Below are 26,638 nucleotides of genomic sequence, written 5' to 3'. Positions count from 1 at the left end.
TTCAGTGTCCGGCGCCGCCTGCTTGGGCGGTGGCCGATGCACGGGGTTCTGGTTGACTTTCGCTGCCGCCGCCCCCGCCGTAGATGGCTGTCTTCAATTCGGACTCTGCCAGCCAGAAGCCCCGCTTGGCTTCGATGGCCGCACGCAACGCCGCTATCCTCTGCCTCGCTTCCGTCAGCAAAGCGAACACATCGACCTGCATGCTGCTGAAACGCAGTTTCATCTCGTCGGAGATGATCTCGCGGAGCGGAAGGACCTCGCGCTGGTAATGACCGGCGATGTCATACCTGGAGCGGTAGACCCGGAATGCATCGCGCGCTTCCGAACGCACGTCCACCGCCTTTTCGGTCAGACGATTGAATGCCTGATTGTAGGTTTCCGCGGCCTGCCGGACGCGCACCTCGCCGCCGTCGAAGATCGGAATCTGGAACGCAATGTCGAAACCCCGTTCCCGGAATGGAGCACCTTCCGGCTCGCGGGTTTTCTTGTCGATCCCCGCAAGATCGAGAAGCGTGACGAATCGTGTTGCCTCCGTGAGCTTGAGCGACTTCGCAAGAAGACCCAACTCGATGCGGGCCATCTGCAGATCGATACGATGTGCGACGGCATCCACCTCGATGCGCGGCAGCGACAGCGGCCGGCGCGGCAAGGCCGGCAATTTCTGTGGCAGCCGAAAGTCGAGGTCGCGGTCCCACAATCCGAGCAGGCGGATCAGGCGCTCGCGGGAACTTGTGGCATCCTGACGAAGCGTCGCAAGGTCGGCCGTGATCTCCGCGTAGAAGACTTGTTCGCGGGCCTGGTCGAGCTTGTTCAGCGATCCGGTCTCTCCGAGCTTCAAGGCAAGCTGCGCCGTGGATTCCGCTGTGGACTTTGCATCGGTAAGCAAGACGACGAGTTCGTTGGCCCCGACCGCACGATAATAGGCGCGCCTGACCTCGGCCGCGAGCCGCAGCGTCTCCTCTGCCGCACGCAACTGAGCCTTTTGGAAGCGCTGCCGGGCGATCTCCGAGCGGAACGGCAGGGTGGCCAGCGCCAGAATGTCGCCGACAACCTGACGCTCGATCTCGTACCCGCCGTTGCCTGTGACGCGAGAAATCGCAAAGGTCGGATTGGGCGGCAGGCTTTCACCGACAAACTCGGCTTCGGCCAAGGCCAATTCGTTGTACGCCGCCTGCAGGCCGCGATTGTTGAGGAGCGCGATCTGGACGGCGGTGCCCACCGTCAGGGCTCGACGAAGAAGGCCTTGGACGGCGTCTCTCGCCCGTCCTGCGTCGTCGGTCGTGCGAATGGATACCACGTCTTTATTAATGGTCTCACTGGCAACGGTGGCGACGACGTTCATTCCGCCATCTGGCGAGAAGGACGCGCATCCCGTCAAAGCAACAGTTGAAAGAAGCGCAGCCATGTACGCAGGCTTCAATCGAAGCCGATCTGCTGGGAACAGAGCGATCCGAAAATTTCGACTCATTGTTCGCGCTCCTATCGGCCAGACTTGGGCGCCGGAGCGACGCGTTCGTTCTGCTGGCGCCACGGGGCTGGAGCGGTTGGGCGAAGGCTGGCGTAAGGAGCAATTGTCGAACGATAGCCCGCTCCGGCTACCTTGGCGCCGGGGTCCGCGGGATCGGCGCCAATTAGCGCAACAGTCGCCGGCATGCATCCTCCCAGGGTGACGGCCGCGACGGCCACTCCCGCGAGGAGGATTCCGGATCTACGTCTATTGAATTGTCCCACCACCGAATGAACGGCGGCGAAGTTCGCCCCAAACTGCGCAAGCATGGCTTTTCCCTGAACTGCCGATGGATCACAGGCGCGCGTGCCCTTAATGGGCGCGGCACCACGTCGTTCCGTCAGGTCAGGAAATGGGAGGGCGGTAATGTCGTGGGGGAGTGTTATCGGCGGCGCTTCGATAATTCTCGGAAGCACAGATAGAGGTCGGCGCCGAAGGCTTGACGATGTCAACAATAGTGGCGGGCAACCCACTCAAGCATACCACGCCGCAGCATTGCGCTCCCGAGGTCTGATGCGGTCCGCTGGAAGGAGCCGGCGCTTCGTCGGCGACGTACGCTACATCCTTGTGGCCGTCATGCGCATGACTGGCGGAATGTTCGTGCACATGCCCGCCTTGGTGGGCGTGTTGCGCCGAAGCCTCGCTAAGCTCATGAACATGCACGACGCCCAGACCGTGGGCCGTCGCCCGCAACCCGTCCGAAAACGCGAAGGAGATGCCCGGCGCAAGCACGCAAAGCATATAGACCAGGGCGAGCAGCCACCCTGCCTTCAATCGCTTCGCTCTGGTCAAACGCACGAACATTCAGTTCTAAATCTCGCAAATCAGAACACGCGGCGCAGGCAGCCTACGCGGAAACGCTTTCACCGCCAAGTGCGAACATTCCCCTCTCTGGAAAAGTTCCGGGGCGCAGGTCAGCGGTCTGCGCGGCCGACGGCCGCCATCAGTCCCGCAATCTTTTTCCTTGGTCCGATTTGTCGCCGCTTGCTGCCGGTCCTCATAGGCATGCTGCATATCCTTGCAGGGAAGGGAAAAAGCTTGCGGTGCGCGGAAGAATTCTTACGGCGGCGAGATCCTCTGCACTGCCCGCCGGATTAATGAACAAACGATGAATTGATCCGCCATGCCTTGTTCAGAGTCGCGCTGCGACAATCAGACATAATGCAAAGCGCGGCCGAAACATAGGTTGGACCTGCCGTTCTGGCGTGGTTGCGCTGAAGCGCCAAACGGCTCGAAGTAACGGGCTCTAGGAGAGTCTTCGGCCCAAGAGGAAGAAAAAATGCGTCGTTTGATTTTGGCAGCTACAGCTGTGGCGGCACTCGCCGGCGCAGGATCGCTCGTCAGCACGCGGGCAGACGCGATGCCGGCAAATGGTGGATTGGGCGCATCTGTTGCACGTGAGCTTACCGAACCGGTGGCTCTGGTATGTGAGCGAAGATGGAACGGCTATCGCTGGGCCCGAGCCTGCTATGAAACGGGCCCTGACTACTATTACGGCGGACCGAGCATTGTCTTCGGGTTTGGTGGCGGAGGACTCCACCATCATCATGGTCATCATGGCCACCACTTCGGCCATCACGGCCATCACTTCGGCCATCATGGCGGGCATCACGGCGGCCGTCACTAACGCCACGTGCGGCGGGGTGGAGCACAACCACCCCAGCCGCGGGACCGAAGAGCCTCCGTGTTTGGCAGCGTAAGCCGCGCTAACTCCCTTCGCGGCGGAAATGAACTGACTTGGATTCGTCGATTTCGTCCGGAGACGGACTCTGTCCTGTTAGCCTGGTCCTCACGTAGGCGAAAGCATAGGTGACGATGGAAGCCGGGTCCGCCCAATAGTCCGCCTTCTCGACTTCAATTGCGAGAAGTGCAAGTTCGGGGTCGTCAGGCCCTTTTGGAAACCAAACGCGCAACCCCTCGAACCAAAGCTCTTTCAATTTCTGTTGGTCCTCGACGATTCTCGCCCGGCCCGAAATCGCGACATATTCGTATTTCTCGGGTTTGACGTAAGCGACGAGTACATGGTCGTCATCGCGGATTTGGCGAAGCTTCGATGAGTGGCGGAACGTGAGGAACCAGAGGGTGTGCCGTCGAACTGCTTTTGAAGGCAGCCCATCGGCCGCGCCCGGAGCGCGCCATCCTCCTCGACGGTTATAAGCAGCGCAGTATGAGCGTCCTTGATGAGGTCCCATACCTTGGCTTGGTCACTTTGAGACGATGTATGCTCCATGTCCCGACGCGCTCGCGACGTCCGCAAACTGTCGCTTTGATCAACTGCTGACCGCCGGCGCCGTCGCGTCCGGCGAATGGCCGTTAGCAAACGGTTTTCGCACCGCTTGCTGGCCTATCGGACGCTACTAAATTGAAGGTTCGTCCCTTGGGAGGAAGAACCGTGAGGAGCTCTATGATGGCGGTCGCACACCACGACTTTATTCCAGCGGCGGGGCGCCGCTGGCTGCTGCCGCTTTATGACCCGATGATCGCTCTGCTGACACGCGAGCGGCGCTGGCGCGGCGAAATTCTCAAGTCGCTGGACCTCGAGCCCGGCGACATCGTTGTCGATGTCGGCTGCGGTACCGGCACGCTTGCGATCATGGCGAAGGAACAGGTGCCGCAGGCGCAGGTCGTCGGCGTCGATCCCGATCCTGACGCCCTGGGGCGCGCGCAGAAGAAGGCGGCTCGCAAGGGAATCGGCGTCACCTTTTATCGCGGATTCGGCAACGAGACCGCGAAACTCATAGGCGCCGCGCGCGCGACAAAGCTGGTGTCCTCGCTTGCCTTCCACCATATGCCGCGCGAGATGCAGGCCGAGACGCTGGCTTCCATGCATGCGGCGCTGGCGCCCGGCGGAGCGTTGCGGATCGCGGATTTCGTCGGCGGACATTTCGGCGGACCCGGCGAAGGAATGTTGGCCCGCGACTTGACGGCGGCGGGCTTCGAGAATGCGCGCACAATTGGCCAGTTTCGCTTGGCCTTCGGCAAGGTCACCCTTGTCGGCGGGGAAAGGCCCCGCGCCTGATCAGGGCCGGCGCCGCAGACCGACCGATCACGAGGTGAGCGGGAACTGGGCGAGCCGGCAAGGCGTGCCATTCAACACATGGCGCGGCAGGGATCTCGCACCTGGCCGATCTAGGTGGGCCGGCTGAGCTGCTGCGAACGTTCCCATGGTGCGGATGGGCTCAGGTTCGCTGGAGTCGTGCTATACTTAGTCGCCTCGACGGAGTCGTCCATGGGCGTGACCTTTCCAAATGAAAGTCCGGCGTATCGCGCCGCTCGGAACAGGCTGCTGCAGCGCGAGGTAGCACTCAGGCGCGAAATGGAGGCAGTGGCCGCGGAGATTCGAGCACTCCCGCCGGGTGGCGCCGTTCCCGAGGATTACGAATTTGACCACATTGACTCAAAGGGGGCACCAGCGAAGGTGCGGCTATCCGAACTGTTCCGGCCCGCTACCGATACTTTGATCCTCTATCATTACATGTTCCCCCGGCACCGCGGCGACAACCGGCGGGGACCGAGCAGTGGGCCAATGGCAGAGCTTCCGGTTGAGGAGGGGCCGTGCCCCTCTTGCACTGCTTTGCTCGACAACTGGGAGGGAGCGGTGCCGCACGTTGAGGGGCTGGGAGCAAACATCGCGGCCGTGGCCAAGGCACCGATCCAGCGGGTCGCGGCTTGTGCAGCGCATCGCGGCTGGCGCAATTTGAAGGTGCTTTCAGCCGCCAACAACAGCTTCAAGCGCGACTATCATGGCGAGGATGAGGAGGGACAGCAGGTGCCGATGCTCACCGTATTCCACAAGGGCGCCGATGGGTTGATTAGGCTGAGCTGGGCCTCCGAACTGTTGTTCTTGCCGACCGAACCGGGGCAGGATCCACGACATGTCGGCACGGTCGAGCCGATGTGGACCCTCTTGGACCTCACTCCTGGAGGGCGGCCCGACGCGTACGAACAAATCGAATACGAATGCTGTCGGCCCGAAGCGCCAGCGAGTACTTAGCGAGTATACAGCAACTTCGAAATCGCGCGCTCGTGCTTCAGAACAGTGGCTTTGCCGACGCCTGTGCAGAGTTGCCAGGGTCTGAAAAGAGTCGACTCTAACCGTAGCCCGAATGGGCGCTCTGGAGAGCCCCGCGAATGTCTGGAACTCCCCGATAGTGTTGAAAACGTCTCGTTGGGGTGATGACCAACACCAAGCCGCCGTCGCGGCTATCGTGGCGCTTGCGAAGACACAATGATTGTTGTCGAAGTGCAAAAAGAAAATGCTAGTTTCCGTCGCGACTATCGACGTGGGCACTTTGCTCTGGCCTCTTTGACGCCTGATCACGCGCTGTCTGCGTTGTGGTCATATCGTCGTAATTGTCCGCAAGACGCAACAGCCGTCCTTTGATCAATGGGTCTGCCTCCGTCGCAAGTTCCCGGAGGACGCGCGCTCTATTCCTGTAAAATCTGTCGTCCATGCTAGGTCGTCCCCTCGAAAAGAGAGGTACATGCCCGCTTTCTCCGACCAATAACAGTAATGTAGATCACATATCTCGTTTTTCACGTAGCGAGGTCGCATTCACATTCTCGCAATGGAAGTTTGGTCTTGCTCGCCAACGCAGACAGTCATGATAGAAGCCCGGCACTGCCCAATATGATTCGGAGTAAGAATGGCAAAAGCTAAGAAAGTAGTTCGCCGCGCCTGGACAAAAGACGATGTTCGGACAATGAAGACGATGGCAAAATCCAAGTCAGGCGTCGCCAAGATCTCAAAGGCGTTGAAGCGAACTCCCGGTGCCATCAGCGTCATGGCTGCAAAGCTTGGTGTGTCTCTTTCAACGCGCGTTTAACCCACAGTGCGATGGGGCCGGGGTACGGTCTGTCCCAATTTTCACAATTCTTTCGTCCGCAAATAGATCGAGCCACGCGGCTGCACGATTCCTGACGCGACCGCGTGGCCGAATTTGTCGAGCGATTTACTGTTGGTCACGCTGCGCGCGGATTGACTACGGTGTAGCCTCGCAGTGAGCGCGCGTGAATTCTCGTTGCGCGGCCGCCCGAGTTAGCATCATACGCCATCCAGGCGTCACCTTCGCCGCCGCGCTGCGCCAACAGACGATCACCTGCCCGTTGCGGGTGGGCGCAGACAGAGCCAATAGCGTTGCATCACCGCTCATTACGCGAACGGCCGCTTTGCGCCAGAAGCGGTCGTTCGCCAGAGGGCAGCTTTTGACCCTACGCGGACTTCGCCTTAGGCCGCCTCGGATGCGGCACGCTCGCATCTCGCGTCGTCTGCGTTTGGAAACATTTTCTAGCCTGAATGATTTACTCCCGAGGGCTTTGCAAGATGCGAGGCATTCATGAACCCTCTCTCGGCGAGCGACGTGTTCCTTACGGTCGCGATCATGAGCGCCACTTTCCTGACCGAGGTCGGGCTTTTCATTTTGATTGGAATGCTTTGAGAGGAGCGCTGGATCTGGGCAACGCGTAGCTGATGCGAGGTCTAGGACTCCGCAAGCTTAATGGTTGAGACTGGCCACCTTCCATCATGACCTTCGATGGAAATCCGAAGCCCGTGCAATTCATCCAGCCAAACGTTCTCGACCCTACCTGCCTTTCCGTCGGTAAGCACGACGGCTTTGCCGATCAATTCGGATTGGGCCGCACCGTACTCATTCAAAATCTTTGACGCGCGGCGCTTCACCGACGGCATTGCTCGTCCATGTTCGGCCGAGCCGTCTGTGCTGTCCAAAGCGGCTCAACGCCGAAGTTTGTTCCAGCGCTCAGCACTGGGAATGATTGATGGTGACTGCTCGTCCAATTCGCGCAGCCGGTCGATTTGCGTTCTAAGGCTTCCCGGCAATTCCGGCTCTTCTTTTAGGAACGCGCGTAGCCTCTCACCGATCTCTTGAACGATTGCTCGGCTGTGTTTGGGGTCTATGTCAATGCGGTTGCGCATAACGAAGCCTCGTTCGGGGAAGAAGGCGCCAGCATCAGCGACCCAGCGCCTGCGCCACCTACCCCTCCCGCAGCTTTCCCGCTTGCGAGCACGGCTGGCAATTCTGAACGGAACCGAAGACCGCCGCTTTTGGCTATCTGCGCGAGCGCTTTGAGAACAGCGGGCCCCGCAGTAGGAACCTTTGGCTATCCGCGACATGCGCCATGTAGTTAACGGCGAGCGACGGTCTCGTGGTTTTAAAGTCTTGACCGGAGCTTTCGTTCCCTGACTTCTGATCGTGACGCCGTTCGGAACGAAAGGGGAAGCAATTGGAGCGCCGGGCCGACGCATTGAGGAACTTGCCGCGCGCTCTGGAACCATTTCAGAGAATGTCCGGTTAGTCCTGTGGAGCCGATGGAGGAACCATCGCCATGAGGATCGAATATCTTGCTGCAATCGCAATAGCTGCCGTTGCCGCTGGTACTGGACTGGCGGTCCATTCTGTCGGCTCGCTGCCGCCCGAAAAGCAGTCCACGCCTGCCGCCGCCCAATTGGCGGCCCTGTTAGCTGAGTCCGTGGATCCGTTTTTGCTTCGGTCCGGTCGGCCGACGCCCGCGCGCGACGATACTTAGCGCCTCGTCCGGCAAGGAACGCTGTAACGCCTTTGCCTCACATCCCATGGCGCTCGCATCCATACGTCCGTTCCTCGTATGTCGGATTGAACGCGAGAATAGTTCCGCTGCTTCAGCCTACGCCGCAACGTCGTCGGCGCGCCGATTCACTTCGCAGCACATGGCGGATGCCAGTCATCAGGAGGCCTCCATGCCGGAGATCAACACCAGGTTTCTGTTCACGCTCGCTCTCGAAATTCAAGTATCCAGTCTCGGCGATACTCCATACGGCCGCCGACGCATGTTTCATTTTGATGGCGGCAGCTTCGACGGGCCGAAGCTTAAGGGCAAGGTGTTGCCAGGCGGCGGGGGTTGGTCGCTGATCCGCCGCGACGACGTGATGGAGGTGGACGCGCAGTTGATCCTCGAAACCAACGACAACCATCAAATCTACGCGGCCTGGAAGGGACTTCGCCATGGTCCGAAAGAGGTCATGGATCGCCTTTATCAAGGCGAGATTGTCGACCCGGGAGCCTACTATTTCCGCACCACGCCATACTTCGAGACGAGTTCAGAAAAGTACAGTTGGATGAACTGCATCTGCTCGATCGCCAGCGGCTCGCTTTCTACGAATGCACGAACGCTGGATGTTTTTCAAGTGTTGTAGTCGATGCATCAGACGTCCGCTGCTGGCAGATATTGTTGCAAAAGGCTATTTGGGGTGGCGATCGAAATTTTTCAGGACCACTGATGCGTTTCGCTCGAGGCGATATGATAGACCACATCGTTTCGCACCAAAACGACCAGGGAGCTTCGTATCGGCGTTACGGAATATTGCAGTGGCCACGTCGGCCAAAAATCAACTTTTGCGAGATTTTTGACGTCGTTCGATTTTCGACTTTTGCAACAATATCCTTCCAACAACAGACATCCCCGGGTCGGACGTGCCAACCCTGTACGATTGCCTCTGCCGATTACTATCCAACGTCCTGATGAGCTTCAGGAGGTTCACGTGTCATTGGGAAAACAGGCTAAAACACTGACCAAGGGGCAAATCGATGCCGCCTTAGGCTCAATCGTAAGAACGAGATATCCGACCAGAAGTCGTGTCATCCTCCTGCTGTCCGTGAGAGCCGGACTCAGAGCGAAAGAAATTGCCTCGCTCACGTGGGCCATGGTCACGGATGCCGAAAGTCAAATAGGCCGGTCCATCTACCTCCATGACAATGCCAGCAAGGGTCAGTCCGGAAGAATAATTCCGATGCACACGGAGCTTCGATCAGCGCTCGCCGATTTGCGCAACGCGTCACAGCCTAGTTCGAACGACTTCGTCATAGGAACCGAGCGATCAAAGCGAACGTCGCCGCAAGTAATCGTGAATTTGTTTGCTCGCTGGAGCGCCGGGACAACTCCTAGGGCAACGTCTAGATCGCGCGTGTCAGAGGCAGGCGTCGCGATGATCAGGCGCCGATTCGCAACAGATGGCGATAACCTTGCTCGCTCATCCATCTTGCACGCGATACATGGCTTTCGAATGCGATTCGCGCGCGGTCGGCCTCGGTGTCTGGGTCAATGTGCAGGACGATACGAGAGACATCACGCCAATCGGCGCCTTGTTGATCAGCATCAAGCACCCGCATGTACGTGATGATGTGCTCCTCGTCATACTCAGTGAGGGCTGGTCCGGTTGGCGCTACGTCAGCGAGCGCCTCAAGCTATGTGCCGCTGAGAACTACTCGAATGCCTGAAGAAGGCATCAAGGCTCACAGGTTCGCCGCTGTCTTGCCAAAGCAGCTTTTGACCGAGGCTAGCTGCCACCGCGATGCGGTGGTGCCCGCCGACCAACGTGCCGTCATGCGTTGTCCTTGGCGAGGATCTCACCGGTCTCGTTCACGATGTTTCTCATAGCCGAATAGCCCTGTCAGGATCGACTTCTGCCATTCAGTGATCAACTTACGGCTTTCATGTCTGTTCCTATGCCCGCGATAGTGCGCAGCGGGTCATGCCTTGTGCCGAGCGGCTGCGCATTGCAAAGCACGTCATGCGCCCATGGCAGAGGGCTATAAGCTCGTCCATCACCAACGTCCCGACCAATCCAACTCGCCGCGCTTATAGTGAGGTATTAGAATAGCCGTTGATCCGCGCGCCTCTGCCGTGCGCACTCTTGCTGGTGGTAAATCGCGAGCGCACAATAGGGCTCGGTGTTGCACTTTGGTAACCCATTATTTTGCTCGCAAGCGATACGTTCATCGCTTTGGGAGAGAGGCATATGGACGTGTATTTCAACACCAAACGTGATCTGCTCGTTGTGAAGACGGGATATCCAATGCCGCCCGCTGCGGCGCAGGGAAAATGGCGTAAAAGCAAAAAGAGGGTCACAAAAGTCAGCGACGAGATCAGCTCCGCGCTCCAGAGGCAGGGCTACTACATGCGAAAGCTAAGGGACCTGCATAGTAATAGAGACTAGCGCAAGAATGATCCTTCGCGGCGGCCTTCGATGTGCAATCTCTATTCGATCACGACAAACCGGGCCGCCATCATCGCGCTGTTTCGCGTCGTGAACCAATACGTTGGCAATCTGGCGCCGATGCCCGGGGTTTTTCCGGACTACAAGGCACCGATCGTGCGCACCGGGGCCGAGGGCCGCGAACTCGCTACGGCGCGGTGGGGAATGCCGTCGTCGCAGCACGCCCTGATGGAAGCAACCAAGAAGCGTGCCGCAAAGCTCGAAGCGAAAGGTAAACCCGTCGATTTCAAGGAACTGCTGCGGATGGAGCCGGACGGCCGCACGACTAACATCCGCAACGTAAGAGCAAGCACTGGACGCCGAAAACCGCTGCGTGGTGCCGTTCAACTCCTTCAGCGAATTCAACAAGGCCGAGGGCGGTGATATCTGGTTCGCGCTCGATGAGACCCGTCCCCTCGCCTGCTTCGCCGGCATCTGGACCAACTGGACGTCCGTCCGGAAGGTCAAGGAAGGTGAGACGACCAACGACATCTTCGCGATCCTCACGACGGAGGCGAATGCCGAGGTTGGCGCTATCCACCCGAAGGCGATGCCGGTGATCCTGACAATGCCAGACGAAGTCGAGACCTTGATGAGGGCCCCTCCGGACGATGCCCTGAAACTCCAGCGGCCGCTGCCGGACGAGGCACTTCGGATCGTCGCCCGCGGCGTCAAGGAAGATCCGGCCGGGCCAGCAACGTGACGATCGAGGACGACGACCAGGCGAGGCCCTCGCCCCGTCAGCGCAAGATTATCCACATCGACATGGATGCGTTCTACGCATCGGTCGAGCAACGTGACAATCCGGATCTCCGCGGCAAGCCGGTAGCCGTCGGCGGATCCCGCGAGCGAGGCGTCGTTGCGGCAGCCAGCTATGAAGCAAGGACATTCGGGGTGCGCTCGGCCATGCCGTCCGTCACGGCAAAACGGCAATGCCCCGATCTGATCTTCGTGAAGCCGCGCTTCGAGGTCTACAAGGCGGTCTCGCAGCAGATCCGCGAAATCTTCGCCGAGCACACACTGATCATCGAACCGTTGTCACTGGACGAGGCCTACCTCGACGCCACGGAAAACCTGCTGGGGATTCCGCTGGCGCGCGACATCGCGCTCGCTATCCGTGCCAAGATCAAGGCCGAGACCGACCTCAACGCGTCGGCCGGCATCTCCTACAACAAGTTTCTGGCGAAGCTCGCCTCCGACTACCGCAAACCAAACGGCCAGTACATCATCACACCGGAGATGGGACCGGCGTTCGTAGAAAACCTGCCGGTCGGCAAGTTTCATGGCATTGGGCCCGCGACCAGCGCCAAGATGAATTCGCTCGGTTTGTACACTGGCCTCGACATGCGCAATCAGTCGCTCGAATTCATGCAATCCAATTTCGGCAAGGCCGGACTCTACTATTATTGGATCTCGAGAGGCGTCGATAACCGAGAGGTACGCGCCGACCGGATTCGAAAATCTATCGGAGCTGAAAACACCTTCTTGAGCGACCTCTCCGAGTTCGAGGCGATGCTTTCTGAACTGCAGCCGCTGATCGACAAGGTCTGGCGACATTGCGAAGACAAAGGCAGGCGGGGCCGGACAGTGACTCTGAAGGTGAAGTTTGCCGATTTTGAACTGATCACGCGGAGCCGAACGGTGGCCGGCACGGTCGGCAGCCGCAGCGAGTTGGAGGGTCCGTCGGCCGAACTATTGAAGGCCCTCTTCCCGATGAAGAAGGCGGTCAGGTTGCTGGGAGTTTCGATTTCCGGGTTTCTCGGTGAAAACGTAGCGTCGCCGCAAATGCCGCTTTTCTGAAGCCGTTAGAGTATCTCCCTATGCAGCATATGTGCTCCGCTTGCTCTCGGGTTGATCGTTCGCAAATGCAGCAATGCTCAACCGGGACGTCGTAGAACGCCAAGAGAGCGTCGCGATCCTTGATCGGGCAATCGACGGCCTTCCGGCAGCCCTCCGGCGTCGCGCCAGTGATGACGAGGATGCATTGCGGCTGGTCGCCAGCCGGGCCGATGCATTCAAGACTTTGGTCTAAATTGTCGCAGTACCATAGGATTGGGTTTGACTTGCGGCCGATAGGCTCGAAAGATCAAGACGTAAATGGAGGCGGGTCAGGTCAAACGGCTGAAGGGCATCTGTACAGTGACGGATGACGAGAGGCGCGAGGTGTCCAGGCTTCTCGAGATAGACAGGTTGCAAACCTATTTCTTCTCGGCGGCCGGTGTGGTCAAGGCCGTCGACGGCATCAGCTTTGATATCAATCAGGGCGAGACGATCGCCATCGTAGGCGAGTCCGGATGCGGCAAGTCCGTCAGCGCGCTCTCGATCCTGCGGCTGGTCGCCGATCCGCCTGGCCGCATCATCGGTGGCAGCATTCGCTTCCAGAACAGAGACCTGCTCAAGCTGAGCGATGAGGAAATCCGGGAGGTCCGGGGCAAGGACATTGCCATGGTGTTTCAGGAGCCGATGACCTCGCTCAATCCAGTCCTGACGATCGGCCGACAGCTTACCGAGACCATGGAGCAGCATCGCGACATGAGCCACGACCAGGCGGTCGCGCGTGCGATCGAGCTGTTGGGCATGGTGGGGATTTCGGATCCTGAGCGTCGACTGAGGCAGTACCCGCACCACTTCAGCGGCGGCATGCGCCAACGCGTGATGATCGCCATGGCCTTGTGCTGTGAGCCCAAGCTGATCATCGCCGACGAGCCTACAACCGCGCTCGACGTGACGGTTCAGGCGCAGATTCTCGAGCTGATGAAGAATCTGACGCGACGCATGGGCGTGGCGCTGATTATCATCACCCATAATCTCGGTATCGTCGCGCGCTATGCCGACAGGGTCAACGTCATGTACGCGGGCAAGATCATCGAGAGCGCACCCGCGCACGATATTTATCACCGTCCCCGCCATCCCTACACGCTGGCGCTGCTGCGTTCAGTGCCGCGGATGGATCAGCCGCGCCGGGCACGGCTCGATCCGGTGCAGGGCCAGCCGCCCGACCTTTCGCGCCTCGGCGCGGGCTGCTCGTTCCAACCGCGCTGCGGCTTTGCCGTTGCGCGCTGCGCCAGCGAGTCGCCTCCGTTGGAGCGGGTCGATGGCGGCGATCATCTCGCGGCATGCTGGGAGGCAAACACAGTAGCCAGATCTCTCACGAGGTCGTCATGACCCCCATCGAACCAACCGGCGCGGCACGGCAGAGCGCCCAGGCAGCGGTACGGGTATCGCCCGTCGCGCAGGACGTCGCGCTCGAGCATAGGCGCCAATCCGAAAGGCGCGTCCACCTGGCGCCGGAGTTGGTCACGATCCGCGACCTGAAGATGCATTTTCCGGTGACCGAGGGCGCTCTCTTCTCCAGACAGGTCGCCCAGGTGAGAGCTGTCGACGGCATCAGCTTCACCATCCGCAAGGGTGAGACGCTCGGATTGGTCGGCGAGTCGGGGTGCGGCAAGACCACCACCGGTCGGTGCATCCTGCGGCTCGAGCGTCCGACCGCAGGCGAGATCCTGTTCGACGGCAAGAACCTGGTCGACCTCGATCAGAAATCGATGCGCGCGCTGCGGCAGAAGATCCAGGTGATCTTTCAGGATCCTTATAGCTCCCTCAATCCGCGGATGAAGATCGGCGAGATCATTTCCGAGCCGATGATGGTGCACCGGACCGAGCCGAACAAGGCAGCGCGTGATGCGCGGGTCATGGAATTGCTCCGCCTGTGTGGCTTGGATCCCAGGTTTGCCGACCGCTACCCCCACGAGATGAGCGGCGGCCAGCGCCAGCGTGTCGGCATCGCGCGTGCCCTGTCGGTGCGTCCGGAGTTCATTATCTGCGACGAGGCCATCTCGGCACTGGACGTGTCAATTCAGGCGCAGATCATCAATCTGCTCGAAGATCTGCGGGAACAGTTCGGTTTGACCTATCTGTTCATCGCGCACGATCTCAGTGTCGTCCGCCACCTGTGCCATCGAGTCGCAGTCATGTATCTCGGCAAGATCGTTGAACTGGCCGATTGTGACGAGTTGTACGGTAATCCGCTGCACCCCTATACGCAGGCGCTTCTCGGAGCCGTGCCGGTGCCGGACCCCGACATGGAGAAGGCCCGCGCCTACCGGATCGTGAAAGGCGAGGTGCCGAGCCCGATGAATCCGCCGCGGGGATGCGTGTTTCATCCGCGCTGTCCGCTTGCGATCGACAGCTGCGCCAAGAACGTTCCGGAGCTTCGGGAGCTGCGACCCGGCCATTGGGTCGCTTGCTCCGTCATTTGAAAGCCCCGTGCGAGGGGCGATCGGACCTTAAGGGCGCAAGACCCTCGGTCGTTTGAAAAAGGAGAATGCGTTTTCAGAGGAGGAGAGATCATGAAACTGTCGAGATATCTCAGACCTGTGTCAATCGCGGCGGTCACAGCGGCCGTCGCCATCGGCTTCTCGGGGCCTCCGGTTCAGGCCGCACCCAAGCAGGGTGGTACCCTGAATTTTGTGGTACCGGACGAGCCGCCGAGCTGGGACGGTCACCGCGAGACGACGTTCGCGCTGATCCATCCTTTTGCGCCGTTCTACAGCCTGCTCATCAAGGTCAATCCGGAAAATCCCTCCTCACCGACGGACTTCGTGTGCGACCTGTGTACGGGGATGCCGACGCCGGCCGATGGCGGCAAGACCTACACATTCGAGATCAAGCAGGGCGTGAAATTCCACGACGGTACGCCTTTGACGGCGCACGACATCGTCGCGTCATTCAACAAGATCATCTTCCCGCCGGAAGGCACGACCAGCGCGCGCATCGCCTATTTCGTCATGGTCGAGAGTGTGAGCGCGCCGGACGATCACACCGTCGTGTTCAAGCTCAAGTATCCATCGGGCGCGTTCATCCCGGCGCTGGCCACACCCTTCAACTTCATCTACTCGAAGGCAAAGCTCGACCAGGACATCCGCTGGTACGAGAAGAACGTCATGGGCTCGGGACCCTTCAAGTTCGCCGGACGCGAGGCCGGCGCCTACGTGCGGGGCGAGCGCAACAAGGACTTCCACGTTGCCGGGCAGCCCTATCTCGACGGCTTCGAAGCGATCTTCTCCAACAAGCAGGCGGTGCAGGTGCAAGCGATCCGCGGCGACCGGGCCGCAATCCAATTCCGCGGCTTCCCGCCGAAGAGCACCGAGGACCTCGTCAACGCGCTCGGAAAGGACATCACGGTTCAGGAGAGTGACTGGAACTGCGTGCTGCTGTTTACCCCCAACCACAAGAAGAAGCCGTTCGACGATGTCCGCGTTCGCCGCGCGCTGACGCTGGCGGTCGATCGCTGGGGCGGATCGCAGAACCTTTCACGCATCGCGATCGTCAAGGCGGTCGGTGGTGTCGCGTTCCCGGGTCATCCGCTGGCGGCGACAAAGACGGAGCTCGAGCAGCTTCCCGGCTACTGGCCCGACATCAACAAGTCGCGTGCCGAGGCCAAGCGGCTGTTGCAGGAGGCCGGAGTCCCGGGCCTGAAGTTCGAATTGTCCAACCGCGCCGTCGACCAGCCCTATACGATCGTGGGCACGTGGCTGATCGACCAGTGGCGGCAGATCGGGGTGACGGTCGAGCAAAAGATGGAGCCGACCGGTCCATTCTACGCGCGGCTCAGGTCGGCTGATTTCGACGTGACGGTGGACTTCAACTGCCAGTCGGTCATCAACCCGCTGCTCGACATCGGCAAGTTCCTGTCGGAGGACATCGGCAACGAAAGCTACGGCGCATACGTCGATCGCGACCTCGACAAGATGTTCGAGGCGATGAACCGCACGTCCGACGAAGCCGAGCAGCGCAAGCTGATGCGGCAGTTCGAGAAGCGTGTGCTCGATGAGCAGGGGCATTCGTTCGTCACGCTGTGGTGGAACCGGATCATCCCGCACCGGTCCTACGTGAAGGGCTGGAAGATCAGTCCGAGCCACTACCTCAATCAGGACCTCGCCAACGTATGGCTCGACAAGTAAGCGCCCGACGGCGGTCGTTTCCGTGTCCCCTGCCATAGCAAGGTAGTGAACGGGAAACGGCCGCGGGGCGGGCAAGAGTGGTGCAGGAACGATCATGTACCAGTACGTCCTAAAGCGACTCCTGTTGATGATCCCGACGCTGCTCGGCGCCGCGCTGCTTGTCTTCCTGCTGCTGCGGCTGGTGCCGGGCGACGTCTGTGTGCTGCGCATGACGGGCGGGGCTGGATACGTCGATCCCAAGGCGATTGCTCTCTGTCGCTCCGAGCTTGGTCTTGATCGTTCCTATGTCGTGCAGTTCCTGACCTTCATCTGGGACTTCGTCCGGTTCGACTTCGGAAAGTCGATGTGGACCGGACGTCCGATCACGGAAGAGGTCGGGCTCCGCTTCGAGCTCTCGCTGCAGATCGCGATCATGGCCACGATCACCGCCATCATGCTCGCGATCCCGCTCGGAACGATATCCGCGGTCAAGCAGAACACCTGGATCGACTACGTGGTGCGCGGCTTCAGCATCGCCGGGATCGCAATGCCTTCGTTCTGGCTCGGCATCCTGATCATCCTCGGCCTGCTGATCACCACGAAGTCGGTGTTCGGAAGCCCGTGGATGCCACCGATCAAGTATGTGCCGATCTGGGTCGACCCGTTGTACAACCTGAGCATGACCATCTTCCCGGCGCTCGCGACCGGCTACCGCTATTCCGCCGTCGCGACACGCATGACGCGTTCGGCGCTGCTTGAAGTGCTGCGCGAGGACTACGTCCGCACGGCGCGCGCCAAGGGGCTCGTCCAGAAGCTCATCATCCGGCGGCATGCGCTCAGAAACGCGCTGCTTCCGGTGGTCACCATCATCGGCATCGAATTCGCATTCCTGATGGGCGGCCTGGTGGTCACCGAGCAGGTGTTCAATCTCAACGGGCTCGGCAAGCTGTTTGTCGCGTCCGTGAGCAATCACGATTACACGATGACACAAGCGCTGGTCATGCTGGTGGTGACGATCTTCGTCGTCACCAACTTCGTGGTGGACATCATCTACGCGTGGCTCGACCCGCGGATCCGGTACAAATGACGGCGAGAGGCTTTGCATGACTATCGCGACCGACCTCGGAACGAGCATCGAGCTGACGGATGAGCGCAAGCCGCGGAGCCGGCTTGCGGCGACCGTCCGGTTCGCACGCCGCAACCCGCTGGGCGCCGCCGGCGCCGCAGTCATCATCGTCATGGTGGTGGTTGCCGCGTTTGCCGACTTCATCGCCCCGTACAACCCGGTCGCCAACGCCTTCGACCGCATGCACGAACCGCCGAGCCTCGAGAACTGGCTCGGCACGGATCAATACGGACGCGACGTGTTCTCGCGCATCGTCTATGGATCGCGCACGGCCCTGCTGGTCGGCTTTGCGTCGTCGTTCGTCGGCGCCACCCTCGGCCTCGTGCTCGGCGTAGCGAGCGCCTACTTCGGCGGCAAGATCGATTTGATCTTTCAGCGTATCCTTGATGTATTCATGGCGTTCCCGCTGATCATCCTGGCACTCTCCGTGATCGCAATCTTCGGAACGGGAGCGGAGAACGTGATCATCGCAATCACTATACCGTTCATTCCGCGCTGCGCCCGCGTCGTGCGTTCAAGTGCGCTGGCGATCCGCGAACTCCCCTACATCGACGCCGCCCGCGCCAATGGCTTTAGCCATGCCCGCATCATTCTGCGGCATATGGTTCCGAACGTCATGGCGCCGTTTCTCATTATGATCACCGCCTTCGTAGGTCAGGCGATCCTGCTCGAGGCATCCCTTTCCTATCTCGGTCTCGGAGTGCAGGAGCCAACGCCGGCATGGGGCCTGATGCTTCAGGGCGGCGCCGAGGAATACGCCGAGAGCGCTCCCTGGATAGCGATCTTTCCGGGGATCGCCATCAGTCTTGCGGTGTTCGGTTTCAGCCTGTTCGGCGATGCGCTACGAGACGAACTAGACCCCAGGCTGAGGTCCCAGTAAGGCGACACTGCTTCAAGCCTCACCCGTCTTGGCCACAGCATTCGAGACGTCGCGGTAGCGGTCCCGCAATGAATCCCATTCGCGAGCGCGGAAGCGAGCAAAAGCCTCTTTAAGCGAGAGGTCCCTGGGCGGCGTCGGAAAGATGCCGGTCTTGAGCTCCGTCAGGAGCTCCTCACAGCAACCGATGACACCCTGGAATAGCAGGGTCGGCAGGATGGCGAGCTTGTAACCCATCGCCTCGGCGGCACTCAGTTCGATCGGCGGACCCTTTCCGCCGCGCACGACGTTGAGGAGACACGGCCCCCCGACCAGTTTGGGAACTGTCTTGACCTCGTCGATCGTCTGCGGCGCCTCGACGAAGGCCATGTCCGCGCCGGCTGCGAGCGCAGCATTGGCGCGTTTGATTGCTTCCTCGAAGTCCACGACTGCTCGCGCATCGGTGCGTGCGATGATCAGGAAATCGAGACTACGCCTTGCGTCCACGGCCGCCCGGATCTTGGCGATGTAGTCGTCGAACGAAATGATCTCCTTGTCGTCCAGGTGCCCGCACTTCTTCGGGAAGACCTGGTCCTCGATGTGAATAGCGGCAACACCGCTCCGTTCGAATTCGCGCACGGCGCGGACCACGTTGAGCTCATTGCCGTATCCCGTGTCGGCATCGGCGACAACGGGGACGTCGACCGCAGCGGCGATCCGCGCTGCATTTTCGACCATTTCGCTCATGGTCAGCAGCCCATAGTCGGGATAACCGTGGCTCGCCGCGGTGCCGGCTCCGGTCATATAGACGGCCGGAAATCCTGTCTGCGCGATCAGTGTTGCCGTGATGCAATCGTATGCACCCGGCGCGATGGTCACGCCGTCCTGCCGCAGCAGGCTCCGCAAATGCTTGGCTTTGCTCATGTCGCTCTCCACCGTCTCCAGCAGTCCGCGTTCAGGCAGCTCGACGCGATAGCTGAGGGGCCGCGTCCGCGGGCGTGGATATCCTATCCCGCCTCGTCAGCCGCAGTCATCGCGCCGCCTGCCGGTCGACCGCCGACATCCAGACGACAAGGTAGATCGCCGGGATCATCGGCACCCCCGGCATTTCCGTGCGCGATCATATCATCGTCGGTAAGAACGGCCACGCCAGCATGACCAATCGGGATGATCACGAACGGGCATCACCAACCACCCCCAATTACAGCCATCACCTAACTGGTGACGACTGCAGACTCCTTTGATTTCAAAGTCGTAGAACAGCACGTGGGTTCATGCACAACCATCCCTCGGGCGATCCAACGCCATCGCTCGCGGCTACGCGAAGACGCACGTCCGTGCGGTCGTGGGCGCTTGTAACTACCTCTGAATACTGACCGACCACCGCAGTGCCAAGCGGCGTATAAGCTGATGTTCGTTGAGGGCAACAAGAACGCGCGTACCGCACCAGTTTTGCACCAGAAACAATCGAAATGAGGTGCAACGAACGATACTAAACACAACGAGAATGCTGGAAAAATCAACGGCAGCGTCTTCTATCCGCCCGCTCATAACGGTCTGATTGCAGGTTGGAGTTGTGCCGGGCCAGTAATTTCGATGTCCTCTGCTGAGGAACGGGTGGGCCTGCGCAAATCGGTTATGGAGGATCTATGCGCCCGCGGGTAAACGTCCCTTCGATCACAATTGAGCCATTGCGTCTCGCCCGCGCCCCGCCGATTTCTGCGACTTTCCTCCTGCCGCTTCCACGAACCAAATTTGGGGCCAAAATTCGGACAGCAAAAGCCCTCGAAAATGGCGCGTTTTCAAGGGCTTAAAACTTGGTTGCGGGATCGGATTTGAACCTATGACCTTCAGGTTATGAGGCCGAACATTGTCGGTAGAGCCGTCGCCCAGATGAGCCATCGCTCTTCGCAGATAGCGCGATTGGGTTGGCGTTTTCGGCGGTTAGATATATAATATCGATATCATATATCAGGAGCCCTAACCATGCGAACGCTGGTTGATCTCGGCGATGGCCAAATCCAAGCGCTGGACGAACTGTCGAAGAAAGACAAGCAGTCGCGCGCGGCGCTTATTCGTCAGGCGATCGACGACTACCTCGCGAAGCGGCATAGCAAGCAAGAAGGTGATGCGTTTGGGCTCTGGGGTAAACGCAAGGTGGACGGCTTGGCCTATCAGGAGAAGGTGCGTCGCGAATGGTGAAGGCACTGTTCGACACCAATATTCTGGTCGACTACCTCAATGCTGTTCCCGAAGCCCGCACAGAACTTCAGCGCTATACGGAAAAAGCAGTCAGTATCATAACGTGGATGGAGGTCATGGTTGGTGCCGATCATGAGCTTGAAGCCGCGACTCGCAGCTTCCTGAGCGGCTTCAATGTCGTCGCAGTCGATGAACTGGTCGCGGAACGCGCCGTTAATCTTCGTCGAAGCCATCGGATCAAGTTACCAGATGCGGTGATCTGGGCGACAGCACAGGTGCATGCCATGTTGCTCGTCACGCGCAACATCAAGGATTTCCCGGATGGCGATCCCGGTGTCCGCGCACCTTACAAGCTATGAAGATAGCGATCGAGATATCCAATGTTGAGAGTGTCTGTGAAACACGCAAGTAATTCTGCTACGCTACGCTTTGCTGACTCAGATTTCTCTGCGAGCGGGCTCGCAAGACTACGCTGGCGTGCGACGCGGGTTACTCAATCTGCACCGAGAGCGTCGTTTTCTTTGGTCGCGAGAACAGGCAACATCGCTGGGATGCACAACTGGCTGCGCAACGTCGAGGAAATCCAGCGAGTCTGCGACCATGGGCGCACCAACAAACCGTCGAAGCGAAATTGCTCCCAACGATCCAATTCGACTATCCACCGCAGCTTCGCTGGCATTTCCCGATGGGTCGATGACGAGTTCTGGGCTTCGCAAGGAAGCCTTGCGCGGTCGCCTCATCATCGAGCGCATCGCCGGTAAGGATTTTACGACGCTGGCACATATCGAGCGCATGAGGGAGCTATGCCGCGTATCAGCAAAGGCCCGAGACTCTACAAACGCAAGGCCAAGAGAAGAAATGGACGTCTCATCGCCAACGCCGTCTGGACCATCCGCGATGGAGACCGCGAGGTTGCCACAGGAGTCTTTGCGAGCGAGGCTGAGCGAAAGCCGCCGAAGGCCGCCGAAGACGCCCTAGTAAAGTATATCACCTCGAAGTACCGTCCCCCGCGTCGCGTCCGCGACATTGAAGACATCGATGTCGCCGATGTGCTGGCAATCTATCACGCCCATCGCGAGGCGACTTACCTCGAACGAGGCTCCCCTCAGTCTGAAATATCCGAGTTCGCCGACCGGATCGGTCGCCTGAACGATTTCTTCGGCGGCAAAATGCTGGCTGAGGTGAATGCGCAGACATGCGGGCAGTATGTGAAGGCCCGCGGGCGATCCGGGGGAGCCCGGCGCGATCTGGAAGATCTGCGTGCAGCAATCAATCATCATGCGCGGGAAGGTCTGCACCGCGGGTTGGTTCGCGTCGCGCTTCCTGCAAAAGGACCAGGTCGTGATCGATGGCTGAGCCGCAGCGAAGCGGCCGCGTTGTTATGGGCGTGCTGGCGGTACCGCGAAGTCCAGACACGCCATCGCGGACCTCTCAAGAATCAAAAGATTGAAACCGGCAAGCGCCCGCTTCGCCATATCGCGCGCTTTATTCTGATTGGCCTCTATACCGGCACCCGGGCCGGCGCTATCGCGTCAGCGTCGCCGTACCGTGACACGGGCCGATCGTATGTCGATCTTGAAAACGGCATCTTTTATCGGCTCGCCCAGGGACGGCGCCCGACCAAAAAGCGGCAGCCGCCGGCGCCAATTCCTGACCGGTTGCTCGCCCATATGCGCCGCTGGGTCAGGACGGGCGCGATCATCTCGCACTTTGTCGAGTTCAACGGCGCGGCGATCAAATCCGTCAAGTCGGGTTTCCGAAGCGCTGTTGGACTCGCCAAACTATCCACCGAAGCAGGCAAGGTCACTCCGCATACCTTGAGGCACACGGCCGCGACCTGGCTGATGCAGCGGGGAGCAGACCCGTGGAAAGCGTCAGGGTTTCTTGGAATGTCGGTGGAGGTGTTGCTTGATACCTATGGCCACCACCACCCGGAGTTCTTGCGCGAAGCGGCCGCGGCGATCACGACGAAACCAAGCAAGAACATCGTATCTGGGGTTGATCGCGGGGTTGACTTGGCCGCCTATCGTGAAAGAAGACGAAAAGCGTAAGAAAATCATGGTCGGAGTGGCAGGATTCGAACCTGCGACCCCTGCGTCCCGAACGCAGTGCTCTACCGGGCTGAGCCACACTCCGACTTGGAACGCGGCTTATAGCCTTGGGTTTCGGCAACCGCAAGCAGCCGGATTAAGGAAATTAATCACAGTGAATGTTGGCCTGAAAACCCAGATTTTGCCCGCCGGCGAGGCCGCCGTGGCGGCCGCAGCGCGTGCGCTGGCTGAAGGCGGGCTGGTCGCGTTCCCGACCGAGACCGTCTACGGCCTCGGCGCGGATGCCACCAACCCGGGTGCGATCGCCCGCCTCTACCAGGCCAAGGGCCGGCCGGCCTTCAATCCGCTGATCGCCCATGTCGGCGATATCGCCGCCGCCCGGGCGATCGCGCGCTTTGACGTGCCGGCGATGGCGCTCGCCGAGGCGTTCTGGCCCGGCCCGCTGACGCTGGTGCTGCGGAAAACGCCGGATTGCGCGGTGGCCGACCTCGCCACCGCTGGCCTCGACACGGTCGCGATCCGGATACCCGCGCACAGGATCGCGCGCGACATCCTGCGCGTGTTCGGCGGCCCGGTGGTGGCGCCGTCGGCAAACATCTCGGGTCATGTCTCGCCGACCACGGCGGCCCATGTGGAGAGCGACCTCTCGGGCCGGATCGACCTGATCGTCGACGGCGGCGCGGTCGACGTCGGCGTTGAATCGACCATCGTCGGCTGCTTTGACGAACCGATCCTGCTGCGCCCCGGCGGCCTGCCGCGCGCGGAGATCGAACGCGTGCTGGGCCGCGCGCTGGTGCAGCCGCCGGCAGATACCGAGAGCGACAGCGGGCAACCGCTGGCGCCGGGCATGCTGGCGTCCCATTACGCACCGCGCGCGCGCGTGCGCCTCAACGCCGAGCGGCTCGAGCCCGGCGAAGCATTGCTCGCCTTTGGCCTCGGAGCAATTTCGGGAATTGACGCCGCGTCCACGGTGATGAATCTGTCGGAGCGCGGCGATCTTGCAGAGGCCGCCGCCAATCTGTTCGGCCATCTTCGCGCACTCGACGGCAAAGGCGTGCACACCATTGCGGTGATGCCCATTCCGGACGAGGGATTGGGCGAAGCCATCAACGACCGGCTGCGCCGCGCAGCCATGGGGCGAGAATGAACGGGCGGGAATGAAAGAGAACAAGAAAATGAATATCGTCCAAGAATCCGTTCAAGGGTCTTCGCAAGCTTCCGTGCCGCCGCTTCCCGCCGAGTTGATCGCAAAATTTCGCGCTATTGTCGGCGACAAATACGCGGTGACCGACGCGGCCGATATCGCGCCTTATGTCACCGAGGAGCGCGATCTGTTCCACGGCCGTTCGCCGCTGGTGTTGCGGCCCGGCTCCACGGCGGAAGTGTCCGCGATCTGCAAGCTCGCCAGCGAACACAAGATCGCGCTGGTGCCGCAGGGCGGCAATACCGGCCTGGTCGGCGGCCAGACCCCGCATAATGGCGAAGTGGTCGTCTCGATGCGGCGGCTGGACAAGATCCGCGAGATCGATCCCGCCTCCAACACCATGACCTGCGAGGCCGGCGTGGTGCTGCAGATCGCACAGCAGCGTGCGGCCGAAGCCGGTCGTCTGTTCCCGCTATCGCTCGGCGCGGAAGGAAGCTGCACCATCGGCGGCAACCTCTCCACCAATGCCGGCGGCACGGCGGCGCTGGCCTATGGCGTGGCGCGCGAGATGGCGCTCGGGCTCGAGGTCGTGCTCGCCGACGGCCGGATCCTGAACGGGCTGTCGAAGCTGAAGAAGGACAACACCGGCTACGACCTGCGCAATCTCTTCATCGGCGCCGAAGGCACGCTCGGCATCATCACCGCGGCGACGCTAAAACTGTTTCCGAAGCCGCATGCGGTGGAGACCGCCTATGTCGGTCTCAAATCGCCGGCAGAAGCGCTGAAACTGCTGTCGATCGCGCAGAACGAGGCGGCCGGCAGCCTCACCAGCTTCGAACTGCTCGCCGACATCGCGGTCGATTTCAGCCTGCGCCACGGCATCGACATCCGCGATCCCCTGACATCAAAGCATCCCTGGTACGTGCTGATGGAATTGTCGTCTCCACGCGACGATGCCCGCGGCGCGCTGGAATCCATCCTCGCCAAGGGCATGGAGGAAGGCATCGTCGACGACGCCGTGATCGCGGCAAATCTCTCCCAGCGCGCCGGGTTCTGGAAATTGCGCGACGAGATGTCGGCGGCGCAGAAGCCGGAAGGCGGCTCGATCAAGCACGATATATCCGTGCCGGTTGCGGCCGTGCCCGCCTTCATCGAGGAGGCCAATGCGGCGGTGGTGAAGCTGATTCCGGGCTCGCGGCCGGTGCCGTTCGGCCATCTCGGCGACGGCAACATCCACTACAATGTCAGCCAGCCGATCGGCGGCGACACCGCCGACTTCATGTCACGCTGGCATGAGGTGAACGAGGTGGTGTTTGCGATCGTGCTGCGGATGGGCGGATCGATTTCGGCCGAGCACGGCATCGGCGTGCTCAAGCGCGACGAACTGCCCGACGTCAAGGACAAGGTCGCGATCGAACTGATGCGCGGTATCAAGGCGATGCTCGATCCCCTCGGCATCATGAATCCCGGGAAAGTGCTGTGAATATTCCTCCTCCTGCTACGACCGTCGACGGACTTATCATCACGACGATTGAAGACCGCGATATCGCTGAGGTGATCGCGCTGTGGCAGCGTTGCGGTTCGACGCGACCATGGAACGATCCGGCCAGCGACATCGCTTTGGCGCGTAAGGAAACCAACTCAACCGTGCTGTTGGGCCGCAACAACGGAGCGCTTGTCGCGTCGGTGATGGTCGGCCATGACGGCCATCGCGGCTGGGTCTACTATGTCACTGTCGATCCGGATCGGCGCTATGAAGGCTACGGTCGAGTAATCATGAACGCCGCCGAAGAATGGCTTCGTGCTTGCGGCATCTTGAAGCTTCAACTTATGGTTCGCAAAGACAATGCGCAGGTCCACGCGTTCTACCAGTCGCTCGGCTATTACAACCAGCAGACCGTGACGTTCGCCAAATGGCTCGACGGCCGCGAGCCGACGCCTTAGCCATCACGATCACGACCAGGCAAACAAATATGACCATCTCCGATCGTGTCCGCGTCAAGAACGTCAGCGTGCTCTCCGACCGGCACTATCGGTTGAACGAAGTCGAGTTCGACTATCGCCGCGGCAACGGCGAATGGCAGACGCAGAAGCGGGAAGTTTTCGACCGTGGTCATGCCGCGACGCTGTTGCCGTATAATGTCGCAAGCCGCACCGTCGTGCTGACGCGACAGTTCCGCCTGCCGGCCTACCTTGCCGGTCATGACGATCTCCTGATCGAGGCCGCCGCCGGCCTGCTCGACGACGAGACTCCCGAGAAGCGGATTCGCGCGGAGGCGGAAGAGGAAATCGGCTATCGGCTTCACGATGTGCGCAAAGTGTTCGAGGCCTTCATGAGCCCGGGCTCGGTCACGGAGAAGCTGCACTTTTTCGTCGCCGAATACGAAGCTGCGATGCGCATCAATAGCGGCGGCGGCATTGCCGAGGAAGGCGAAGACATCGAAGTGCTGAAGCTGCCGATCGAGCAGGCGCTCGCGATGATATCAGACGGCCGCATCGTCGATGCCAAGACCATCATGCTGCTGCAATACGCGGCGCTGCATATTTTTCGGTGAGGAATTATTGAACCCTCATGGTGAGGAGGCGCCAACGGGTCCGCGCGTAGCGCGTCCCGATGACAGGGCTCCGCGCCGTCTCGAACCACGAGGCCCCGCTAGTGCCATTCATCCTTCGAGACGCGCGAAGACGCGCTCCTCAGGATGAGGTCTGGCAGGGGATTGCGAAGACTGTAGGGTGGGCAAAGCGCAGCGTGCCCACCATTGCGAGCGGGATCGCGTGG

25 protein-coding genes, 1 tRNA gene and 4 pseudogenes are annotated in these 26,638 nt (G+C 60.5%); 22 read left to right on the top strand and 8 right to left on the bottom strand.

Annotation, left to right across the window (positions count from 1 at the left end):
• Position 1: 1 nt before the first annotated feature.
• Complete coding sequence (locus GWE18_RS23095) at positions 2 to 1,405, bottom strand: TolC family protein (RefSeq protein ID WP_275188001.1); 1,404 nt, start codon at positions 1,403 to 1,405, stop codon at positions 2 to 4.
• 447 nt (positions 1,406 to 1,852) lie between these two features.
• Positions 1,853 to 2,311, bottom strand: coding sequence for a hypothetical protein (locus GWE18_RS23085; protein WP_275187999.1), 459 nt, complete (start codon positions 2,309 to 2,311; stop codon positions 1,853 to 1,855).
• 475 nt (positions 2,312 to 2,786) lie between these two features.
• Here GWE18_RS23085 and GWE18_RS23080 point away from each other — a divergent pair, with 475 nt between their 5' ends.
• Complete coding sequence (locus GWE18_RS23080) at positions 2,787 to 3,134, top strand: hypothetical protein (RefSeq protein WP_275187998.1); 348 nt, start codon at positions 2,787 to 2,789, stop codon at positions 3,132 to 3,134.
• Positions 3,135 to 3,213: 79 nt separating this feature from the next.
• Here GWE18_RS23080 and GWE18_RS23075 read toward each other — a convergent pair whose 3' ends face one another.
• The gene (locus GWE18_RS23075) at positions 3,214 to 3,699 is read right to left on the bottom strand and encodes a pyridoxamine 5'-phosphate oxidase family protein (RefSeq protein WP_275187997.1); all 486 of its coding nucleotides are present in this window, start codon (positions 3,697 to 3,699) and stop codon (positions 3,214 to 3,216) included.
• Positions 3,700 to 3,914: 215 nt separating this feature from the next.
• On the opposite strand from GWE18_RS23075, the gene GWE18_RS23070 reads away from it, so the two are divergent.
• The 3 genes from GWE18_RS23070 to GWE18_RS23060 all read left to right on the top strand — a co-directional run bounded on the left by GWE18_RS23070 (position 3,915) and on the right by GWE18_RS23060 (position 6,333).
• On the top strand, positions 3,915 to 4,526 hold the full coding sequence (locus GWE18_RS23070; RefSeq protein WP_275187996.1) for a class I SAM-dependent methyltransferase: 612 nt from the start codon (positions 3,915 to 3,917) through the stop codon (positions 4,524 to 4,526).
• 210 nt (positions 4,527 to 4,736) lie between these two features.
• Positions 4,737 to 5,501 (top strand): DUF899 family protein, encoded by a 765-nt coding sequence (locus GWE18_RS23065; protein ID WP_275187995.1) that lies wholly within the window; start codon positions 4,737 to 4,739, stop codon positions 5,499 to 5,501.
• Between the two features lie 652 nt (positions 5,502 to 6,153).
• Entirely contained in the window at positions 6,154 to 6,333 is a 180-nt protein-coding gene (locus GWE18_RS23060; RefSeq protein WP_275187994.1) for a hypothetical protein, read from the top strand.
• 653 nt (positions 6,334 to 6,986) lie between these two features.
• Here the strand turns inward: GWE18_RS23060 and GWE18_RS23055 are convergent.
• Together GWE18_RS23055 and GWE18_RS23050 are read right to left on the bottom strand one after the other, a co-directional pair.
• Entirely contained in the window at positions 6,987 to 7,196 is a 210-nt protein-coding gene (locus GWE18_RS23055) for a PRC-barrel domain-containing protein (RefSeq protein WP_275187993.1), read from the bottom strand.
• Between the two features lie 45 nt (positions 7,197 to 7,241).
• A complete protein-coding gene (locus GWE18_RS23050; RefSeq protein ID WP_275187992.1) occupies positions 7,242 to 7,442 on the bottom strand; it encodes a hypothetical protein in 201 nt (66 codons plus the stop codon).
• An 801-nt stretch (positions 7,443 to 8,243) separates the two neighbouring features.
• Between GWE18_RS23050 and GWE18_RS23045 the strand changes: the two genes are divergently transcribed.
• On the top strand, positions 8,244 to 8,699 hold the full coding sequence (locus GWE18_RS23045) for a DUF3237 family protein (RefSeq protein ID WP_275187991.1): 456 nt from the start codon (positions 8,244 to 8,246) through the stop codon (positions 8,697 to 8,699).
• A 345-nt stretch (positions 8,700 to 9,044) separates the two neighbouring features.
• Positions 9,045 to 9,425, top strand: a pseudogene (locus GWE18_RS23040) (tyrosine-type recombinase/integrase); the annotation flags it as partial.
• 67 nt (positions 9,426 to 9,492) lie between these two features.
• Here the strand turns inward: GWE18_RS23040 and GWE18_RS23035 are convergent.
• Positions 9,493 to 9,789, bottom strand: a pseudogene (locus tag GWE18_RS23035) (DUF2285 domain-containing protein).
• Positions 9,790 to 10,301: 512 nt separating this feature from the next.
• Here GWE18_RS23035 and GWE18_RS23030 point away from each other — a divergent pair.
• The 8 genes and pseudogenes from GWE18_RS23030 (at position 10,302) to GWE18_RS22995 (ending at position 18,486) form a co-directional block, all read left to right on the top strand.
• The gene (locus tag GWE18_RS23030; RefSeq protein ID WP_057852832.1) at positions 10,302 to 10,499 is read left to right on the top strand and encodes a hypothetical protein; all 198 of its coding nucleotides are present in this window, start codon (positions 10,302 to 10,304) and stop codon (positions 10,497 to 10,499) included.
• A gap of 30 nt (positions 10,500 to 10,529) precedes the next feature.
• Positions 10,530 to 11,241 (top strand): annotated as a pseudogene (locus GWE18_RS23025) (SOS response-associated peptidase family protein).
• Entirely contained in the window at positions 11,238 to 12,338 is a 1,101-nt protein-coding gene (gene dinB, locus GWE18_RS23020) for a DNA polymerase IV (RefSeq protein ID WP_275187990.1), read from the top strand. Before GWE18_RS23025 ends, dinB begins: the two are co-directional and overlap by 4 nt.
• 297 nt (positions 12,339 to 12,635) lie before the next feature.
• A complete protein-coding gene (locus GWE18_RS23015; protein WP_275187989.1) occupies positions 12,636 to 13,703 on the top strand; it encodes an ABC transporter ATP-binding protein in 1,068 nt (355 codons plus the stop codon).
• A gap of 116 nt (positions 13,704 to 13,819) precedes the next feature.
• Positions 13,820 to 14,797 (top strand): oligopeptide/dipeptide ABC transporter ATP-binding protein, encoded by a 978-nt coding sequence (locus GWE18_RS23010; protein WP_275188015.1) that lies wholly within the window; start codon positions 13,820 to 13,822, stop codon positions 14,795 to 14,797.
• Between the two features lie 90 nt (positions 14,798 to 14,887).
• Entirely contained in the window at positions 14,888 to 16,501 is a 1,614-nt protein-coding gene (locus GWE18_RS23005) for an ABC transporter substrate-binding protein (RefSeq protein WP_275187988.1), read from the top strand.
• Positions 16,502 to 16,595: 94 nt separating this feature from the next.
• A complete protein-coding gene (locus GWE18_RS23000) occupies positions 16,596 to 17,567 on the top strand; it encodes an ABC transporter permease (RefSeq protein ID WP_247836593.1) in 972 nt (323 codons plus the stop codon).
• A 16-nt stretch (positions 17,568 to 17,583) separates the two neighbouring features.
• Positions 17,584 to 18,486 (top strand): ABC transporter permease, encoded by a 903-nt coding sequence (locus GWE18_RS22995; protein WP_275187987.1) that lies wholly within the window; start codon positions 17,584 to 17,586, stop codon positions 18,484 to 18,486.
• 12 nt (positions 18,487 to 18,498) lie between these two features.
• Here the strand turns inward: GWE18_RS22995 and GWE18_RS22990 are convergent, their stop codons facing one another.
• On the bottom strand, positions 18,499 to 19,386 hold the full coding sequence (locus GWE18_RS22990) for an isocitrate lyase/PEP mutase family protein (protein ID WP_275187986.1): 888 nt from the start codon (positions 19,384 to 19,386) through the stop codon (positions 18,499 to 18,501).
• Positions 19,387 to 19,511: 125 nt separating this feature from the next.
• Here GWE18_RS22990 and GWE18_RS42330 point away from each other — a divergent pair.
• The 4 genes and pseudogenes from GWE18_RS42330 to GWE18_RS22975 all read left to right on the top strand — a co-directional run.
• Positions 19,512 to 19,619, top strand: a pseudogene (locus GWE18_RS42330) (JAB domain-containing protein); the annotation flags it as partial.
• An 829-nt stretch (positions 19,620 to 20,448) separates the two neighbouring features.
• Complete coding sequence (locus tag GWE18_RS22985; protein WP_275187985.1) at positions 20,449 to 20,664, top strand: ribbon-helix-helix protein, CopG family; 216 nt, start codon at positions 20,449 to 20,451, stop codon at positions 20,662 to 20,664.
• Entirely contained in the window at positions 20,658 to 21,023 is a 366-nt protein-coding gene (locus tag GWE18_RS22980; protein ID WP_275187984.1) for a type II toxin-antitoxin system VapC family toxin, read from the top strand. The genes GWE18_RS22985 and GWE18_RS22980 overlap by 7 nt, the downstream gene beginning before the upstream one ends.
• A gap of 444 nt (positions 21,024 to 21,467) precedes the next feature.
• On the top strand, positions 21,468 to 22,715 hold the full coding sequence (locus GWE18_RS22975; RefSeq protein WP_275187983.1) for a tyrosine-type recombinase/integrase: 1,248 nt from the start codon (positions 21,468 to 21,470) through the stop codon (positions 22,713 to 22,715).
• Between the two features lie 8 nt (positions 22,716 to 22,723).
• On the opposite strand, the gene GWE18_RS22970 is transcribed toward GWE18_RS22975, so the two are convergent.
• Positions 22,724 to 22,800 (bottom strand) — tRNA-Pro (locus GWE18_RS22970).
• 69 nt (positions 22,801 to 22,869) lie between these two features.
• Here GWE18_RS22970 and GWE18_RS22965 point away from each other — a divergent pair.
• From GWE18_RS22965 to GWE18_RS22950, 4 genes are read left to right on the top strand one after another with little or no spacing between them, the layout of a single operon-like run.
• A complete protein-coding gene (locus GWE18_RS22965) occupies positions 22,870 to 23,862 on the top strand; it encodes an L-threonylcarbamoyladenylate synthase (RefSeq protein WP_275187982.1) in 993 nt (330 codons plus the stop codon).
• 28 nt (positions 23,863 to 23,890) lie between these two features.
• Positions 23,891 to 25,342 carry an FAD-binding oxidoreductase gene (locus GWE18_RS22960; protein WP_275187981.1) on the top strand — a complete coding sequence of 484 codons (1,452 nt, stop codon included), beginning with the start codon at positions 23,891 to 23,893 and terminating at the stop codon, positions 25,340 to 25,342.
• Positions 25,339 to 25,803, top strand: a complete 465-nt coding sequence (locus tag GWE18_RS22955) for a GNAT family acetyltransferase (RefSeq protein WP_275187980.1) — start codon at positions 25,339 to 25,341, stop codon at positions 25,801 to 25,803. The genes GWE18_RS22960 and GWE18_RS22955 overlap by 4 nt, the downstream gene beginning before the upstream one ends.
• Before the next feature lie 29 nt (positions 25,804 to 25,832).
• Positions 25,833 to 26,414: an NUDIX domain-containing protein gene (locus GWE18_RS22950; RefSeq protein ID WP_275187979.1), complete on the top strand. Its 582-nt coding sequence runs from the start codon at positions 25,833 to 25,835 to the stop codon at positions 26,412 to 26,414.
• The last annotated feature ends 224 nt before the right edge of the window (positions 26,415 to 26,638 follow it).

Source organism: Bradyrhizobium sp. CSA112, from assembly GCF_029051645.1.
In the GTDB taxonomy this organism is placed as follows: Bacteria; Pseudomonadota; Alphaproteobacteria; order Rhizobiales; family Xanthobacteraceae; genus Bradyrhizobium.
The sequence above is the reverse complement of the archived record's forward strand: the minus strand, read 5'-3'. Positions and strand labels throughout refer to the sequence as shown.

Coding starts and splice junctions, on each gene's coding strand:
- GWE18_RS23095 (WP_275188001.1), bottom strand. CDS start 1,405: ATGGCTGCGCTTCTTTCAACTGTTGCTTTGACGGGATGCGCGTCCTTC.
- GWE18_RS22960 (WP_275187981.1), top strand. CDS start 23,891: ATGAATATCGTCCAAGAATCCGTTCAAGGGTCTTCGCAAGCTTCCGTG.
- GWE18_RS22985 (WP_275187985.1), top strand. CDS start 20,449: ATGCGAACGCTGGTTGATCTCGGCGATGGCCAAATCCAAGCGCTGGAC.
- GWE18_RS23015 (WP_275187989.1), top strand. CDS start 12,636: ATGGAGGCGGGTCAGGTCAAACGGCTGAAGGGCATCTGTACAGTGACG.
- GWE18_RS22975 (WP_275187983.1), top strand. CDS start 21,468: ATGCCGCGTATCAGCAAAGGCCCGAGACTCTACAAACGCAAGGCCAAG.
- GWE18_RS23045 (WP_275187991.1), top strand. CDS start 8,244: ATGCCGGAGATCAACACCAGGTTTCTGTTCACGCTCGCTCTCGAAATT.
- GWE18_RS23070 (WP_275187996.1), top strand. CDS start 3,915: ATGGCGGTCGCACACCACGACTTTATTCCAGCGGCGGGGCGCCGCTGG.
- GWE18_RS23030 (WP_057852832.1), top strand. CDS start 10,302: ATGGACGTGTATTTCAACACCAAACGTGATCTGCTCGTTGTGAAGACG.
- GWE18_RS22995 (WP_275187987.1), top strand. CDS start 17,584: ATGACTATCGCGACCGACCTCGGAACGAGCATCGAGCTGACGGATGAG.
- GWE18_RS23065 (WP_275187995.1), top strand. CDS start 4,737: ATGGGCGTGACCTTTCCAAATGAAAGTCCGGCGTATCGCGCCGCTCGG.
- GWE18_RS22990 (WP_275187986.1), bottom strand. CDS start 19,386: ATGAGCAAAGCCAAGCATTTGCGGAGCCTGCTGCGGCAGGACGGCGTG.
- GWE18_RS23000 (WP_247836593.1), top strand. CDS start 16,596: ATGTACCAGTACGTCCTAAAGCGACTCCTGTTGATGATCCCGACGCTG.
- GWE18_RS23060 (WP_275187994.1), top strand. CDS start 6,154: ATGGCAAAAGCTAAGAAAGTAGTTCGCCGCGCCTGGACAAAAGACGAT.
- GWE18_RS22980 (WP_275187984.1), top strand. CDS start 20,658: ATGGTGAAGGCACTGTTCGACACCAATATTCTGGTCGACTACCTCAAT.
- GWE18_RS23050 (WP_275187992.1), bottom strand. CDS start 7,442: ATGCGCAACCGCATTGACATAGACCCCAAACACAGCCGAGCAATCGTT.
- GWE18_RS23085 (WP_275187999.1), bottom strand. CDS start 2,311: ATGTTCGTGCGTTTGACCAGAGCGAAGCGATTGAAGGCAGGGTGGCTG.
- GWE18_RS23080 (WP_275187998.1), top strand. CDS start 2,787: ATGCGTCGTTTGATTTTGGCAGCTACAGCTGTGGCGGCACTCGCCGGC.
- GWE18_RS23075 (WP_275187997.1), bottom strand. CDS start 3,699: ATGGGACCTCATCAAGGACGCTCATACTGCGCTGCTTATAACCGTCGA.
- GWE18_RS23055 (WP_275187993.1), bottom strand. CDS start 7,196: ATGCCGTCGGTGAAGCGCCGCGCGTCAAAGATTTTGAATGAGTACGGT.
- GWE18_RS22950 (WP_275187979.1), top strand. CDS start 25,833: ATGACCATCTCCGATCGTGTCCGCGTCAAGAACGTCAGCGTGCTCTCC.
- GWE18_RS23005 (WP_275187988.1), top strand. CDS start 14,888: ATGAAACTGTCGAGATATCTCAGACCTGTGTCAATCGCGGCGGTCACA.